We start from the raw sequence: 14,320 nt of genomic DNA, 5'->3' as shown, positions 1-14,320 counted from the left end.
CCCCGACCACCAGCGGCGCTGGTGGTCGCCTCAACCGAAGGGAGTTGTTGCGATGGACCAGCCCTACAGCATCGTGGCCGATTGGCTCTCCAAGTTTCACACGTGGCCCGAACTCATCCAGGCCCTGTGGCTCATCACCATGCCCGCAACGGTGCTCGGCATGACATGGATCGTCATGCGCGGCCTGACCCAGATCCTTGCGATCACCTCACGCCGCCCCTGGCGCGGTCGCCTGATCGGCGGCGTGTATCGGGACGACCAAGGCCGCTGGATGATCCACTGGCCTAACCGCAAACCCGAGGGAATTGACTGGACGAATCCGCCGCCGGAATTGATCGGGCGAGGGTCCATGACCCAGGGGAGGTTCCGAGGGCTGGAGGAGTAAGAGGGCGGGTATCTGACGCCCGGACTCGTGATGAGGGCAAGCCTCGTGGCGGGGTGCGACTTGGGCGTCGGCCACGTGCTCACAACCGGTCCCTAGCGCATCCCGCGGACCCAGCGGGCCGCGCCGAACGATGCGCTCATCAAAGAGGGGAGCATCGGATTTGCGCCGAAAGCGCAGGTCCACTTTTGGGTCCGATGCTCTAGAGCTGATTCCATACTCATGGAATCAGCTCTCTTTGTTGCTGGGCCGCATTTTTTGACGGTGAACCGGATCCACTTCACCGAAAAATGCTCTAGTGAACTTGTGCGACTGATTGATCCAAGTGATTGTAGAAGATCCTGAAGAGCCTCATTATTTCGCAAGTGTGGAGGTTTTCCATGTCAATCGACCAGGACGAATTGGTCGGAGTGGAACTCGACCAGGCGAAACTGGCCCAGCTTGATCTCGACATAGCTGAAGGCGAGCGGCGGGTCGCCGCACAGGCTCGCCTCGTCGAGGAACTCGCCCAGACGGGTCAGGAGACGATGGCTGCCCAAGAGTTGCTTCAGGCCATGCAGGACGATCTCAAGGACTTGCGCAGCCACCAGGATTTGATCCGCAAGCTCCCGAGCATACCGACCTAGGATAGCGGAACCTTGGCTCCTCCCTTGCCATCTTGAACCCGATCAGAGTCGCAGTCCGGGCTGCAGGCCCTGCTCAGGTAGACCACCTGTAGACCCCACTTCTCGGCCAGAGCCGAAGCTCGTTGCCTCATGCCCTCCCAAGTCGTGTCCGTATACTCGCTCTCCAGGTGACAGCCCGACCCGACGAACCTGTACTGCAGCCCGATGAAGGGCTCCCAGAGTTCCTCGATGAGCAGATATTTGTCCTGGTCCGCTGGTCTCTCGCCCTCTGCCAGCCGCTTGAATTCGGGCATCGATCCCTCCTTCTGTAGGCGAACTGGCGCATTATCCTCCGTCTTCACGGATCCCGATAGTCCTGCGGCCTTGCTCTCGAAAACTTGGCCCCATTCCACCTCACAGCAGCGTCACGCCGCACAATCCGATGGCCGCCAGCCCTATGATGACGAACACGCCGTCCCCGCGCCTGAAGCGCGGGGCGTTCAGAACCGTGCGTGGCCCCACAGGCGAGAGGCCGCGGGCTTCGAGCGCGATGGCGGTGCGTCCGGCGCGGCGGATGGCGTAGGCGAGAAGCGGGATGACGAGGCGGAACACCTGCAGGGGCCCGGGAATCCGGCGGAGCGGGCGGCCCGTTTTCATCGCATGGGCGATGCGCATCTGCTGGGCCTCCGCGGCAAGATCGGGCACGAGCTGCATGGCGGCGAACAGCGCATAGCCGATCCGCGGCGGCAGCTTCGCGTCGACCATCAGCGCGCGCACGAACGCGCCGGGATCGGTCGTCAGCGCGAAGAAGGCGGACACCATCCCGCAGGCAATCGCGCGGAAGAACAGCACGAGACCAGCCGAGAAGCCGGGCGATTGCAGCAGAGCCTCGCCTGCCATCTTCACGGCAAAGTCGCTTTCCTGTCGGAAGAAAACGCTCGTCGTGAGAAAGCCGAATCCGAACAGGGCGAACGGCACCATGAGGGCGATCAGAACGAGCGGCGACGTGCGGTTGAAGGCCACGAGGGCGATGAAGACCAGAGCGATGAGCGCGATCTGAAACAGCGCGTTGAAGACAACAATCGATGCCATCAGAGCGACGACGCAGACGAAGAGGACGGCAAGCGGGTGACGCGCTTTCAGCATGGCGCGCTCCGCCGCAACCATCGCATAGCCTGCCGGTGTGCGGGCTCCATCAACCCGGCGCGACGCAGAAGGCTCACATCGTCCATCAGATCCTGCGTGGGGCCGTCGGCCAGGATTCCGCCTTCCCCCACCACGATGGAGCGAGGGCACAGGCGTGACGCGAAATCCAGATCATGCGTGATGACCGCAATGGCGCGCCCTGTATCATGCAGTGACTCGATTCGTTCGACGAGTCTGGCAACACCCCAGGCATCGAGCCCGGCCGTCGGCTCGTCGAGCACGAGCAGGGGCCAGCGTTTCGAGGCCGTGAGCGCGGCGAGCGCCAGACGTCGCTTCTGTCCCTGTGACAGCTCGAAGGGGTGCCGGTTCTCGAGGTTCGCCAAGTCCCACCGGGCGAGCATCTCTGCCACGCAGTCATTTTTGAGCGCGGCAGGCATGTCCTTGGGCAGCGCCGTCAGAAGCTCCTCCCGCACCGTGCCCGCGGTGAACTGGTTCTCCGGCCGCTGGAATGCATATCCGCCGGGTGCGCCTTTGCGCTGTCCCGCCTTCAACGGCAGGAGACCGGACAGGCAAAGGCCGAGCGTGGATTTTCCGGCTCCATTCGCGCCGAGGATGCCGAGGATCTCGCCTTCACGAATGCTCACATTCACATGCCGCAACACGACGGGGCCAAGAAAAGGAGCGCAATCCGCCGCGATCAATCGCGTCAGCACGGGCGCTTGCGGGGATGGAGCCGCGACACGCGGCGTATAGGCATCGACGAAGGCCTGCACGGCGGGACGCGCCTGTGCGATCTCTTTCGGAGATGCAATGCCGGGCTCCAGATGCGCCAGCGCTTCCGCAACCGACAGGGGCGCCGTCGGCGGTGCGATTCCGGCTTCCTCAAGCCGTCCGTCGAGAGCGCTGGCAACCGGACACCAGATGCCCTGCGCCATCAGCAGATTGCGCTTCTCGCGAAAGACGACGCGCGGATGCCCCTCGGCGAGGATGGTGCCGTCCCGCCCCAGCACGATCACGCGATCGATGAACGCGATCAGGCCTTCCAGCCTGTGATCGACGATGAGAATGCTGCGCTTTGGGTCGCTGTGCGTGAGCAGCGCATGAAGACGATGGGCCGCCTCCGGAGCCAGATGCGCCGTCGGCTCGTCGGCGACGAAGAACTCAGCCTCCTGGACCAGCGTTGCGGCCAGCGCGACAAGCTGCTTTTCCCCGCCGGAGAGCGTGGAGGAACGGCGCCTTCGCCAGGCATCGGGCAATCCGACGCGGCGCATGGCCTGAGCGACTTTCTCCGCAATCACGGCGGGCGGCACGGCGCGGTTTTCGAGCGCAAACGCGATCTCATCCTCCACGCGCATGCCGGTCAGCGTCTGATCGGCATCCTGGAAATATTGCGCGACCTGCGCAGCCCAGGCCCATGGCTTGCGCGCCGCGACGCTCTTGCCGAAGAGGCGAATCTCGCCATCCACCTTTGCCGGAATGCTCTCCGGGATGAGGCCCGTCAGGGTGAGCAGAAGCGTGGACTTGCCCGAACCGGAGGGCCCGAGCAGCAGCACACGTTCGCCTCTGCCGATCGTCAGATCGACACGTCCGACAGCGCTTTTTGTCGTGAAGGGATAGTGGACGCTCACCTCCCTCCACTGCGCCACGATTGCATGATCAGGCTGCTGCGGCCCGCTTGTCATGATCGATCGCCAGACCTGCGAGCGCGCCGGTCTTGTAGAGCGCCTGCACGATGACATGCCCCAGCCAGCCGCCGAGCAGCGCGCCGCTCACGCAGCGCAACGTGAACATCGCGATCAGGATTCCGGGCTGCAGCGCCCCATAATTGAAGCGGACCCAGGTATAGGCGAAGGAGAAGACCGCAGCGCCGACACCGGCGGCCATCATGACCGGCAGCGAATAATTGCGCCAGCGTGTCGCCGCGAACACCAGTTCCGCCCCTGCGCCCTGCACGGCCCCCGTGAGCAGGAGCGTCAGGCCAGCCGGACTGCCGAGCAGGATCTGCACGCCTGCGGCCAGCACTTCCGCCGCAAAGGCGACACCGGGTTTCCGGATGATGGCGGCTGCGACCATGGAGGCGACGAACCAGAAGCCCATCACCACATCCATCGTCAGAGAACCGAAGATGGCCTGCGCAATCAGCCAGACCTGAACCCAACCGAGATAGAGCACGGCAAAGACCGCGCCGAGAACGGCGACAATGAGGGTTTCCCTCAATGTCCAGACACGTGAATCGGACATGTTAGCCTCTTGTGACGGGAGGAAAGAAAGACTTGGCTTCAGATTGAGGTTGGGCTGTTGGCCGAAACCTTGAGGTCAAGGGCCACATGCCCCTGCGGCGCACCGAAACGCAGAAAGGCTTCGCTCAATGTCGCGAAGACCGGGCCCGCATCTCCGCGCAGCTTGGTGCAGAAATTCTTCGACCTGTCGAAAACGCCGGAGAGCTTGAGGAATTCGATGCAGCCGTAAATCTCGTCCATGTGATGCCCGCTGCCGAGCGGATAGAGCGAGAATTGCGCGGCAACGCTCTGCCCCGTGCGCGGTGCAGCCTCCACGGCACCGAGAGCCGCAGCAATCCGCTCCGCGAGAGGCTTGTCGAAACTCACGTCGGCGATAGGCGTGCAGATCGGATCATCAGGTTCGCCGGGGCATCCGCGAGACACGGTTGCGGCGAGAACGCAGTGGGGTCCCCGACGCGCAGCCGACACGAAGAGATCGCGCATGGCCGGGAAGAGCTGATCGGGCGGGCCGACGAGGAGGGTCGAGATGTCGTCCGTCTCGATTCTGAATGTGGGCCTGTAGGGATCGAGCGCTTTGATCGCTTCGAGAATGATGCCGACGAAATCGTCGGACATGGGATAGAGGGAGACCTGTGCTCCAGAAAACATTGCCGCCTCGCTCCGCTGGTATTATCCAGATCAGCTGAAGGGTCCGACGGCATGTCGCCATCATCTCAGCCCCGGCCATACGGAGCACCCCTGTGGAATGAGAGGGATTTAGCACCCACGCTCACTCTCATGCAAGGGGAAAGATTTTTCTTTGCCGAGGCACTGTCTCAACAGCGCGCGTCGCCGGAACGACGATCGCTCACCGAACGGTGACCTGATCCTTGATCTTCTCGTAGACCGAACGGCGGATCACCTTGCGCTTCACCAGATCCTCCACTGAAGCATAGGGGCGACCCTTGACGATGGCGCGTCCGAGAGGGCCTGCGTTGCGTAAGGAATTGAGCTGCTCGAAGGATGCGGTGTTGAGATCGACGAGCTCGGCTCCTTGCTCCGGATTGCTCGCGATGCTCGCGACGTTCACGGCGCCCGTCATTTCCGGAGCAGCGGGAGGTGGGGCCTCATTGGCTGCCTGCGCTGTCTCGGGCGGTCGCGCATCGCCGCTCGTGCTGACAGGTGCTGCGGCAGTATGGTCAACGCTCGTGCCTGCCGGCATGTCGGCATGGGCGGCTTCCTGAACAGGCTCGTCTGGAGCCACGGACGGCTTGGCGCTGGCGGAGGTCAGATCAGGTGTGCCCGGATCCGCAGTCGCGACCTGCACGGGTGCGATCCGCCGAGGCTCGTCGACGGAACGCGGTGCGCTTGTGCGGTCAGGCTGCCGGTCGGCGGCGGCGACGGCTTCCAGGGCGGAGCTTGGATCCTCCACCGACAGGGACACCGCAAAAGCGCCTGCCGCCGCAAGCCCGATGACGATGACGACGCGCAGCAGCTGAAATCCAGCGATGCCATGTGACCTGATGCCATGTGACCTGCGGGACGATCGGGAGAGATGGCCTATCTGCATGGTAATACTCGCACGCTGTTTCACTCACGAAAAACAAAGGCAAGCCATTGGTATTGGCGCGATATGGCAGATCAGTGGCAAACAAAACGCAGGTTATAGCGTTGTGTTTTCAGTATTTACGGCAGATTGAGCCAGTATTGCTGCATCTCCTGTTCATGGCTTTTATCGAGCCTGCCTCTGCGCTCACCCGAGAAGACTGGAGCGGCACGCAACTGCTCTTCCGTGATGTCGGTATGATAGCCCTCGAGCTCCGTGTCGTAGGTGAGTTTGTCCCAGGGAATGGTGTGATGGTGGACGCCCACGCCGAACAGGCCGCCGAACGTCACGTCCACATAGAGGACGCGCCCACTCACCTTTTCGATGATGAGCCGTTTGATGGTGCCGATCTGCGCGTTGTTGCGGTCATAGACGGCCGTTCCCTCGACGCGGTCGCTTTCGATGATGGGTCTCGGTGCGACTTGCTTCAGGGGGCCTGAGAGATAATAGCCGTTCTCCAGGATGCCGGCGGCTACGACGGCCCGGCTGACATCGGGAGTCCATTCCTCGTCCGGTCCGATCTCCTGGACCAGAGTCCATGGCCCATATTCGGCTGGGAGTATTGATGCGCGCGACTCATTGGTGAAACCGCGCAGTGCAGGCGTGTCCTTGGCCTGGAAGACATAATAGGTTCTCATGACGGCCTCCCTTTTTCGCAGGGCGCCCCGTTTTCGATTTCCTCACAATTCCAGGCCTAGCGCAAGGAAATAGGGCCAAGCCTCCTTTTAAGAGGAACCGCCGGCCCTGCCATTGACCTTGCCTCCGGGGCGCCTAGCCTGTTTACCGTCACAGGAGATCTACCGATGCGACACGGATGGCGGTTTCCTCTCTTCGCGGCATTGGCGATGCTGTCCGTTCAGGCCCCCGCCTTCGCGCAAGGCATAACTCTTCGGGTCGGGCATTTTCCCAACATCACCCACGCGCAGGCCCTCGTGGCCCGGGCCATGGAGCGGCAGGGAAAGAACTGGTTCGCGGACCGTCTCGGCCCCGGCACCAGGATCGAGTGGTATGCCTATAACGCGGGGCCGAGCGCCATGGAGGCGATCTTCGCCCAATCGCTCGATCTCACCTATGTTGGGCCGAACCCGGCGCTCAATGCCTATGCGCGCTCGCGCGGGGACGAGGTGCGCGTGGTGGCGGGCGCGGTGAACGGGGGCTCGGCGCTCGTGATCCAGGGGGATTCCACGCTGTCCAAGCCTGCCGACTTCAAGGGCAAGCGCATCGCCACGCCGCAATTCGGCAACACGCAGGATGTGGCGGCACGCGCCTGGCTCGTGGCCGGAGGCCTGCGCATCACGCAGACAGGCGGCGACGCTCAGGTCGTGCCCACCACCAATCCCGACCAGCTTACCCTGTTCCAGAGCAAGCAGCTCGATGCGGTGTGGACCGTGGAACCGTGGGTGTCTCGCCTTGAATCGGAGGCCGGCGGCAAGGTGCTGGTGGAGGAGAAGGACGCGATCACAACCGTGCTCGTCTCCGGCGCGGGCTTTCTCTCCAAGAACCGCGATCTCGTGAAGCGCTTCGTGGCAGCGCATCGCGAACTCACCGAATGGATCAGGCAGAACCCGGACGAGGCGCAGCGCCTTGCGCGCGAGGAACTGCAGGCCACCTTCAAGGTCGGCATGGCGCCCGAGCTTGTCGCCCGTGCCTGGACGCGCATGAACATCACGCCGGACGTCACGCTGAACGCGTTCCAGTCCTTCGTCTCGAGCGCGCAGGCCGTGGGCTTCCTGCGCGGGGCTCCGGATCTCAACCGCCTGATCGAGGCGCCTTGATGGAGGCAGCCCCCACCATTTTATCCGAGACCCGCCCCGCCAAGCTCGTGGTCGAGGGCGTATCCAAGCGGTTCACATCCAAGCGCAACATCGTGCAGGCCCTCGACAATGTGTCGTTGTCCGTCGCGAAGGGCGAGTTCGTCTGCCTGCTCGGCCCCAGCGGCTGCGGCAAGTCCACGCTGCTCGACATCATTGCGGGTCTCACCAAGCCCGATGAAGGCCGCGTGCTGGCCGACGGCAAGCGTGTCGAAGGCCCCGGACGGCAGCGTCTCGTGATGTTTCAGGAATCGGCTTTGTTTCCATGGCTCGACGCGTTCGGCAACGTGATGTTCGGTCTCAAGCTGAGACCCGATCTCACCAATGCGGAACGCCGCCGTATCGCGAGCGAGTATCTCGATCTCGTAGGGCTCGAAAAGTTCAAGCACGCCCATGTGCATGAACTCTCGGGCGGCATGAAGCAGCGCGTGGCCCTGGCCCGCGCGCTCGCGCCCGATCCGCACGTGTTGCTGATGGACGAGCCCTTCGCCGCGCTCGATGCGATGACGCGCGATCAGCTCTACGACGACATCCAGCGCATCTGGATGGAAAGCCGTAAGACCATCGTGTTCGTCACGCATAATGTGCGCGAGGCGGTGTGCTTAGGCGACCGCATCGTGCTCATGTCGCCCTCGCCAGGTCGCATCGCACAGATCATCGATATCCCCCTGCCCCGCCCGCGCGACATCAACAGCCCCGAACTGGCTGCCTATGCGTCGAAGATCGCGGCGGCGCTGAAGGGCAAAGCAGTCGGAGCGGCGGAAGAATGAAGCGTCTTGCCGTTGCCCTTCTCTTCTTCGCCGGCCTCGTCGGCCTGTGGGAGCTGGCCGTGCGCAGCGGGCGCTGGTCCGCCGTTCTGCTTCCCTCGCCAATCTACGTCGCGGAATATATCTGGTTCGCGCTTCTCGACGGCACGCTTCTGGAATCCACCTGGGTGACGCTGAAACGTCTTCTCGTCGGCTATATCGCCGGCGTGCTCATCGGCCTGCCGCTGGGCCTTCTCACCAGCACATCGCAGTTTCTGGAGGACACCGTCGGCGCTCTGGCCTTAGGTCTTCAGACGCTGCCCAGCGTCTGCTGGGTGCCGCTCGCCCTCGTGTGGTTCGGGCAGACGGAGGGCGCCATGCTCTTCGTCGTGATCATGGGCACCGTGTGGTCCGTAATCATCGCCACCGATCACGGCGCGCGCAACATCCCGCCGATCTATGCGCGCGCCGCGCGCACCATGGGCTCGGAAGGCTTTCACAAATGGACGCGGGTGATCCTGCCCGCATCGCTTCCCTTCCTCGTCAGCGGCATGAAGCAGGGCTGGGCCTTCGCCTGGCGCTCGCTGATGGCAGCGGAGATCTATGTGACGATCCTCACCGGCTTCGGCCTCGGCCACCTGCTCCATTACGGACGCGAACTCAACGCCATGGAGCAAGTGATCGGCATCATGATCGTGATCGTGGTGATCGGACTTCTCGTCGACCGCCTGCTGTTCTCACCCTGGGAGAGCTTTTTGCATCGCCGGTGGGGCACGAACGTGAGAGAGGCTTGAGCCTCACCTCTTGTGCGCGACCACCGCATAACGATGCTGCGTGGCGCGCTCGAAGCCTTTCAGCCACGGCAGGTGCTTGGCCTGCTGGCGGTGAATCGCCTTGAGGTCGTGGTCGATGGTGACATGGGCAAAACCGGCCTCGCGCAACAATGCGGCGACTTCCTGCGCCCGAGCGCCCCTCGAGAAATAGACTTGGGCCAAGATACGCTCGTGCGCTTCGCGCATGGCATTGGGCTGATGCCGGTTTGACGCAGAGCCGGGCAACAGACGTTCGATGAAGCGGATGAAACGCTTGGCGACGGTGTCCGAGACGAAATCGCCGTCGACGATGAGAAGCCGACCGCCGGGTTTGAGCAGATTGTGCCATTCGCGGAAGGCGGCCTTCGGATCGACGAGTGTCCAGACGAGGTGGCGCGTCACGAGCACGTCATAGCTCTCCGGCTTTTCCAGAGTGCGCTCTGCATCGCCCATGATGAAACGGATGTTGGCCCCGCGCTTCTCGGCCTTCGCACGGGCCTGGGCGAGCATCGCCTCCGACCAGTCGAGGCCGGTGACATCGAAGCCCAGGCCATGGAGCAGGTGAGAGATCACGCCCGTGCCGCTGGCAAGATCGAGCGCCCTGCGGCCATCGCCCGGGCCGAGATGGCGCAGGAACAGCTCATGCCAGGCACGCCGCTCCTCCTCCGAGAAGATTTCATGCCCCACCTGCGTGTCGAAGGTCGCCGCGCGGGCGGACCAATACTCGCGGATCTCATCACGCAGTGAATAATTCGACATCACGGATGCATCTGTCATGGCAGCACTCGACTCAAAGTCCCAACGGCGCGCAGTCCTAAAAACTCTTTTCGGAATAGTCAAACTATAATGATTACAAACTGCAGAATAGAATAATTTTAAACTGCGTTTATACTGACTTTCATTGAAGTAATTCTAAAAGATATTCCTTGCACGACTTCTATAATCGCCATAATGGAGCCGCGCTTTCATTTCCGATGCGAGGTCACCATGAACCTGAACAAGCTTGCTTTTGGCGCCATGCTGGCGCTGACGGCGCTTCTGCCCTTGCCCACCAAGGCTGCCGACACGATCACCGTCACGGACATCACGGGTCGTCAGGTTCAAGTGAAAGCGCCCGTGGAGAAGGTGATCCTCGGCGAAGGACGCCAGACGTATTTCGTCGCCGCCCTCGACACGGACGATCCGTTCAAGCGCGTGGTGGGCTGGCGCGACGATTTCGAGAAGGCCGATCTCGACGGCTATCGCGATTACCTCGCCAAATATCCGCAGATCGCCAAACTGCCGAAGTTCGGCGGGTTCAAGGAAGGCACGTTCGATGTCGAGCAGGCCGTGTCGCTCAAGCCCGACGTGATCCTCCTCAACATCGAGGCGAAGACCGCAACCGATGATGCCAAGCTCATCGAGAAGCTCGCGAAGATCAATATTCCGGTCGTTTTCGTGGACTTCCGCGAGAAGCCGTTCGAGAACACCGACCCGAGCATGCGCCTGATCGGCAAGCTGTTCGGCAAGGAATCCCGCGCGGAGGAGTTCATCGCTTTCCGTAAAGCACAGATCGACCTCGTGACCGAGCGCCTCGCCAGGGCCAATCCCGCAAGGCCCGTCGTCATGATGGAGCGTGCGGCGGGCTATTCCGACGATTGCTGCATGTCCTTCGGCAACGAGAATTTCGGCAAGTTCGTGGAGATCGCGGGCGGGCAGAACCTCGCGGCCAAGATCATCCCCGGCACCTTCGGCGTGGTGAACCCGGAGCAGATCATCGCAGCCAATCCCGACCACGTGATCGTCACCGGCTCGAACTGGGAGCTCTATGTGCCGGGCGGCGCATGGGTCGGCGTCGGCTCGGGGGCCGACAAGGCGAAGGCGCGCGAGAAGCTTAAAGCTCTCATGAAGCGGCCGGCCTTCACCGGCGTGAAGGCGGTGCGCGACAACCAGGTTCACGCCATCTGGCACCAGTTCTACAACAGCCCCTATCAGTTCGTCGCCATCCAGGCGATGGCGAAGTGGCTGCATCCCGAGCTGTTCAAGGACGTCGATCCGGAAGCCACCATGAAGACGCTCTACGAGCGCTTCCTGCCGGTTCCCTACAAGACCGGGTACTGGGTCACGCTAAAGGACAAGGATTAAGCCCTTGGCCCACTCCCCCGCCATTTCTCTCCATGAGGGGCGCGGTGCCTACCGCGCTCTCGTCAGGCGCAAGCAGCTCGTGCTGCTTGCGTTGAGCGTCGTTCTGGTCCTTTCGGTCATTGCCGATCTCGGCCTCGGGCCCGCCCGCTACACCATGCGCGAGGTCGTGCTCGCACTCGTGGGCTCTCCTGAGATCTCGCAACAGATCAGCGTCGTGATCTGGGATATCCGCATGCCCGTGGCGCTCATGGCCGTTGTGGTGGGGGCGGCGCTCTCGGCATCGGGCGCGCAGATGCAGACGATCCTCAACAATCCGCTGGCCAGCCCCTTCACCTTGGGCATCTCGGCAGCTGCGAGCTTCGGCGCCTCCATCGCCCTCGTCTTCGGCATCGGTCTTCTGCCCTGGGCCATCGACTATGTCGTGTCGATCAATGCACTTCTCATGGCCATGGCGGCAGCTCTCTTCATCCATTTCATGAGCCAGAAGCGCGGCGTGACGGTGGAGACCATCGTGCTGCTCGGCATCACCCTGGTCTTCACCTTCAATGCCCTGCTTGCACTCGTTCAGTATCTTGCCTCGGAGCAGGCGCTGGCAGCCGTGGTGTTCTGGACCATGGGCAGCCTGACGCGCGCTACCTGGCCGAAGCTCGCCATCACGACAATCGTGCTCGCGCTCTCGCTGCCGCTCTTCATCCGCCGCGCCTGGGCGCTCACGGCTCTGCGCCTTGGCGAGGACAAGGCCGCGAGCTTCGGCGTCAATGTGCGGTGGCTGAGGCTGGAGACGATGATGATCATCAGCCTGCTCGCGGCCGTGCCTGTCGCGTTCGTCGGCACCATCGGCTTCATCGGCCTCGTCGGTCCGCATATCGCGCGCATGCTGGTGGGCGAAGATCAGCGCTATTTCCTGCCGGCCTCGGTGCTCTCGGGCGCGGCCATTCTCTCGCTGACCTCCGTCATCAGCAAGACCATCGTGCCGGGGACGATCTTTCCCATCGGCATCATCACGGCGCTGGTGGGCGTTCCCTTCCTCTTCAGCCTCATCATGACCACAAGGAGGCGCGCATGGTAGCGACCCTGCAGCTCGACGAAGTGGGCGTCCGATACGGCACGAAGGAGATTCTTTCCGGCATCACCACACCTCTTCTGAGAGGCGGTGAAGTGACGGCGGTGATCGGTCCCAACGCCGCCGGCAAATCGAGTCTCTTCAGGCGCATTGCCGGTCTGCTCGATGGACCCGGGCATATCCATGTGAATGGGGCCTCGCACAAGGCCGCATCAGGCGATATCTGCTACATGCCGCAGGATACCTCCGTGAACACGGTGCTGACCGTGTACGAGTCGATCCTGCTGGCCCGCAAGCAGGGCAGCGTCAGCCGCCATGTGAGCGACGAGGACCTCCAGACAATCGACCGCATCGTTGCCGCGTTGCGGATCGAAGCCATCGCTTTCAAAGGATTGTGCGAGCTCAGCGGCGGACAGCGCCAGCTGGTGTCGTTCGCTCAGACCCTTGTGCGCGATCCGAAGATCCTGCTCCTCGATGAGCCGACGAGCGCGCTCGATCTGCATCGCCAGGTCGAGGTTCTGACGCTCGTGCGGACCCTCGCACGCGAGCAGAATATCTGCGTCGTCATCGCGGTGCACGATCTCAACCAGGTCATGCGCGTGGCAGACCGCGTCGTGGTGATCGATGGCGGCACGATGGTCCGGTGCGGCTCCGTCGAGACCGTGATCACGCCTGATCTGTTGCGCAGCATCTACAAGGTGGATGGACGCATCGAGCGCTGCTCCCGCTTCTGCCCGCAGGTCATCATTGATGGACCATTGGGACGCTCCCTGGCTGCGGAATAAGCTTCAGATGGCTCTCACCCGCTTAGGCTCGCCCCTCTCGCATTCCAGGCTTGCGCGGTCCCAGCCGGCAGCGTCCGCAGCAGCGGCATAGGTCGTCGAGAGGAAATCGAGGAGCAGCGCATCGGGATCGTCCACCTTGCGCAGCGTGTCATAGGGCAGGATGAACTCGCCTAGGGTGGTGTCGAAGGCAGCCCCTGGAGCAACATGCGCATCGCGAAAACCCGGCGGCTCGGGATAGGCATAGGAGTAGAAGGCAGCTTGCGGAAAAGCCGCGTTGCCGGGCCAGAAGCCTGCGCTGCTCACCTCATGCGAATAGGCTTCGCGCGCGATCGCATCCGGCAGTCCCGGCACGCCGCCCGGATGGAGCGGAGCCTTGCGTCCCGAGAAGCGCGTGACGGCAAGATCGAAACTGCCCCAGAAGAAATGTGAAGGCGAGGCTTTGCCGAGGAAGGAGCTGCGGAAGAGCTTGAAGACACGGTCCGCCTGCACGAGCACGCGCCAGAACCGATAGGCAGCATCCGCATCGTAGCTGGCATGAACCTGATCCTCCGAGAAGCGGATCGGATCAGGCACCTCGTTCGGCATCTCGTTGATCGTGACATGCACGCCGATGCCGCGCATCAGGTCGAGAAGCTCTTCATAGAAATCGGCAACGCTGCGGGGTTCCAGCGCCAGGATGCCTTCATCCCCGCGGCTCGTGCGCACGAGCAGCCGGTGCGCCAGAAAATCGAATTCGATCTCCACGATCTCATGACCGGCAGGCATGGGCGATGTCGTGAGCCCGCGTGCACTCACATAGAGCGGCACATGCCAGCTGTGATTGAGCCACGGCGTCAGCGACACCCTGATCTTGCCGACGATCTGCGTCCAAAGCTGCAACGTGGCGGCCGTATCGCGCCATTGCAGGTAGGACAGTTCAGGCCAAACCACATCCATCGACCTTCTCCCGTGCGAACGGTTCTGAAGCTTGGATATAGTTCAGCCCTTTGCTCTGTCACGGAAGGGAGCTAGCGCATCGTGC

17 protein-coding genes and 1 riboswitch are annotated in these 14,320 nt (G+C 62.7%); of the genes, 8 read left to right on the top strand and 9 right to left on the bottom strand.

Features of this window, described 5'->3' with window-relative positions; translation table 11 throughout:
- Window positions 1-52: 52 nt before the first annotated feature.
- Window positions 53-385, top strand: coding sequence for a hypothetical protein (locus tag ACUXUR_RS06440; protein WP_445501520.1), 333 nt, complete (start codon window positions 53-55; stop codon window positions 383-385).
- Between the two features lie 377 nt (window positions 386-762).
- On the top strand, window positions 763-1,008 hold the full coding sequence (locus ACUXUR_RS06435) for a hypothetical protein (protein WP_445501519.1): 246 nt from the start codon (window positions 763-765) through the stop codon (window positions 1,006-1,008).
- Here the strand turns inward: ACUXUR_RS06435 and ACUXUR_RS06430 are convergent.
- The 7 genes from ACUXUR_RS06430 to ACUXUR_RS06400 form a co-directional block, all read right to left on the bottom strand.
- Window positions 1,005-1,301 carry a hypothetical protein gene (locus ACUXUR_RS06430; RefSeq protein ID WP_445501518.1) on the bottom strand — a complete coding sequence of 99 codons (297 nt, stop codon included), beginning with the start codon at window positions 1,299-1,301 and terminating at the stop codon, window positions 1,005-1,007. The genes ACUXUR_RS06435 and ACUXUR_RS06430 overlap by 4 nt on opposite strands.
- 100 nt (window positions 1,302-1,401) lie before the next feature.
- Window positions 1,402-2,133: an energy-coupling factor transporter transmembrane component T family protein gene (locus tag ACUXUR_RS06425; protein ID WP_445501517.1), complete on the bottom strand. Its 732-nt coding sequence runs from the start codon at window positions 2,131-2,133 to the stop codon at window positions 1,402-1,404.
- Window positions 2,127-3,761: an ABC transporter ATP-binding protein gene (locus ACUXUR_RS06420; protein WP_445501516.1), complete on the bottom strand. Its 1,635-nt coding sequence runs from the start codon at window positions 3,759-3,761 to the stop codon at window positions 2,127-2,129. Before ACUXUR_RS06420 ends, ACUXUR_RS06425 begins: the two co-directional genes overlap by 7 nt.
- 28 nt (window positions 3,762-3,789) lie before the next feature.
- Window positions 3,790-4,374, bottom strand: a complete 585-nt coding sequence (locus ACUXUR_RS06415; RefSeq protein WP_445501515.1) for an ECF transporter S component — start codon at window positions 4,372-4,374, stop codon at window positions 3,790-3,792.
- A 38-nt stretch (window positions 4,375-4,412) separates the two neighbouring features.
- Window positions 4,413-5,021 (bottom strand): YkoF family thiamine/hydroxymethylpyrimidine-binding protein, encoded by a 609-nt coding sequence (locus ACUXUR_RS06410; RefSeq protein ID WP_445501514.1) that lies wholly within the window; start codon window positions 5,019-5,021, stop codon window positions 4,413-4,415.
- Window positions 5,012-5,123: riboswitch (TPP riboswitch) on the bottom strand. It overlaps the preceding gene by 10 nt.
- Before the next feature lie 97 nt (window positions 5,124-5,220).
- Window positions 5,221-5,922, bottom strand: coding sequence for a ComEA family DNA-binding protein (locus ACUXUR_RS06405; RefSeq protein WP_445501513.1), 702 nt, complete (start codon window positions 5,920-5,922; stop codon window positions 5,221-5,223).
- A gap of 116 nt (window positions 5,923-6,038) precedes the next feature.
- Window positions 6,039-6,596 (bottom strand): PRC-barrel domain-containing protein, encoded by a 558-nt coding sequence (locus ACUXUR_RS06400; RefSeq protein WP_445501512.1) that lies wholly within the window; start codon window positions 6,594-6,596, stop codon window positions 6,039-6,041.
- Between the two features lie 165 nt (window positions 6,597-6,761).
- Here ACUXUR_RS06400 and ACUXUR_RS06395 point away from each other — a divergent pair, with 165 nt between their 5' ends.
- Genes ACUXUR_RS06395 through ACUXUR_RS06385 form a run of 3 tightly spaced genes read left to right on the top strand, consistent with a single transcriptional unit; the run spans window position 6,762 to window position 9,309 of the window.
- On the top strand, window positions 6,762-7,733 hold the full coding sequence (locus tag ACUXUR_RS06395; RefSeq protein ID WP_445501511.1) for an ABC transporter substrate-binding protein: 972 nt from the start codon (window positions 6,762-6,764) through the stop codon (window positions 7,731-7,733).
- Window positions 7,733-8,539 carry an ABC transporter ATP-binding protein gene (locus tag ACUXUR_RS06390; RefSeq protein ID WP_445501510.1) on the top strand — a complete coding sequence of 269 codons (807 nt, stop codon included), beginning with the start codon at window positions 7,733-7,735 and terminating at the stop codon, window positions 8,537-8,539. The genes ACUXUR_RS06395 and ACUXUR_RS06390 overlap by 1 nt, the downstream gene beginning before the upstream one ends.
- Window positions 8,536-9,309, top strand: a complete 774-nt coding sequence (locus ACUXUR_RS06385) for an ABC transporter permease (RefSeq protein WP_445501509.1) — start codon at window positions 8,536-8,538, stop codon at window positions 9,307-9,309. The genes ACUXUR_RS06390 and ACUXUR_RS06385 overlap by 4 nt, the downstream gene beginning before the upstream one ends.
- Window positions 9,310-9,312: 3 nt before the next feature.
- Here ACUXUR_RS06385 and ACUXUR_RS06380 read toward each other — a convergent pair whose 3' ends face one another.
- Entirely contained in the window at window positions 9,313-10,104 is a 792-nt protein-coding gene (locus ACUXUR_RS06380; RefSeq protein ID WP_445501508.1) for a class I SAM-dependent methyltransferase, read from the bottom strand.
- 240 nt (window positions 10,105-10,344) lie between these two features.
- Between ACUXUR_RS06380 and ACUXUR_RS06375 the strand changes: the two genes are divergently transcribed.
- Genes ACUXUR_RS06375 through ACUXUR_RS06365 form a run of 3 tightly spaced genes read left to right on the top strand, consistent with a single transcriptional unit; the run spans window position 10,345 to window position 13,299 of the window.
- A complete protein-coding gene (locus tag ACUXUR_RS06375) occupies window positions 10,345-11,451 on the top strand; it encodes an ABC transporter substrate-binding protein (protein ID WP_445501660.1) in 1,107 nt (368 codons plus the stop codon).
- Window positions 11,452-11,455: 4 nt separating this feature from the next.
- On the top strand, window positions 11,456-12,520 hold the full coding sequence (locus ACUXUR_RS06370; protein ID WP_445501507.1) for a FecCD family ABC transporter permease: 1,065 nt from the start codon (window positions 11,456-11,458) through the stop codon (window positions 12,518-12,520).
- Complete coding sequence (locus ACUXUR_RS06365; protein WP_445501506.1) at window positions 12,514-13,299, top strand: ABC transporter ATP-binding protein; 786 nt, start codon at window positions 12,514-12,516, stop codon at window positions 13,297-13,299. Before ACUXUR_RS06370 ends, ACUXUR_RS06365 begins: the two co-directional genes overlap by 7 nt.
- 3 nt (window positions 13,300-13,302) lie before the next feature.
- Here the strand turns inward: ACUXUR_RS06365 and ACUXUR_RS06360 are convergent, their stop codons facing one another.
- Window positions 13,303-14,235, bottom strand: coding sequence for a DUF5996 family protein (locus ACUXUR_RS06360; RefSeq protein ID WP_445501505.1), 933 nt, complete (start codon window positions 14,233-14,235; stop codon window positions 13,303-13,305).
- Window positions 14,236-14,320 lie beyond the last annotated feature (85 nt).

This window comes from Microvirga medicaginis, from assembly GCF_052658925.1.
This window is presented reverse-complemented; position numbering and strand designations above follow the sequence as displayed.

Coding starts and splice junctions, on each gene's coding strand:
- ACUXUR_RS06440 (WP_445501520.1), top strand. CDS start 53: ATGGACCAGCCCTACAGCATCGTGGCCGATTGGCTCTCCAAGTTTCAC.
- ACUXUR_RS06435 (WP_445501519.1), top strand. CDS start 763: ATGTCAATCGACCAGGACGAATTGGTCGGAGTGGAACTCGACCAGGCG.
- ACUXUR_RS06430 (WP_445501518.1), bottom strand. CDS start 1,301: ATGCCCGAATTCAAGCGGCTGGCAGAGGGCGAGAGACCAGCGGACCAG.
- ACUXUR_RS06425 (WP_445501517.1), bottom strand. CDS start 2,133: ATGCTGAAAGCGCGTCACCCGCTTGCCGTCCTCTTCGTCTGCGTCGTC.
- ACUXUR_RS06415 (WP_445501515.1), bottom strand. CDS start 4,374: ATGTCCGATTCACGTGTCTGGACATTGAGGGAAACCCTCATTGTCGCC.
- ACUXUR_RS06410 (WP_445501514.1), bottom strand. CDS start 5,021: ATGTTTTCTGGAGCACAGGTCTCCCTCTATCCCATGTCCGACGATTTC.
- ACUXUR_RS06405 (WP_445501513.1), bottom strand. CDS start 5,922: ATGCAGATAGGCCATCTCTCCCGATCGTCCCGCAGGTCACATGGCATC.
- ACUXUR_RS06400 (WP_445501512.1), bottom strand. CDS start 6,596: ATGAGAACCTATTATGTCTTCCAGGCCAAGGACACGCCTGCACTGCGC.
- ACUXUR_RS06395 (WP_445501511.1), top strand. CDS start 6,762: ATGCGACACGGATGGCGGTTTCCTCTCTTCGCGGCATTGGCGATGCTG.
- ACUXUR_RS06390 (WP_445501510.1), top strand. CDS start 7,733: ATGGAGGCAGCCCCCACCATTTTATCCGAGACCCGCCCCGCCAAGCTC.
- ACUXUR_RS06385 (WP_445501509.1), top strand. CDS start 8,536: ATGAAGCGTCTTGCCGTTGCCCTTCTCTTCTTCGCCGGCCTCGTCGGC.
- ACUXUR_RS06380 (WP_445501508.1), bottom strand. CDS start 10,104: ATGACAGATGCATCCGTGATGTCGAATTATTCACTGCGTGATGAGATC.
- ACUXUR_RS06375 (WP_445501660.1), top strand. CDS start 10,345: ATGCTGGCGCTGACGGCGCTTCTGCCCTTGCCCACCAAGGCTGCCGAC.
- ACUXUR_RS06365 (WP_445501506.1), top strand. CDS start 12,514: ATGGTAGCGACCCTGCAGCTCGACGAAGTGGGCGTCCGATACGGCACG.
- ACUXUR_RS06360 (WP_445501505.1), bottom strand. CDS start 14,235: ATGGATGTGGTTTGGCCTGAACTGTCCTACCTGCAATGGCGCGATACG.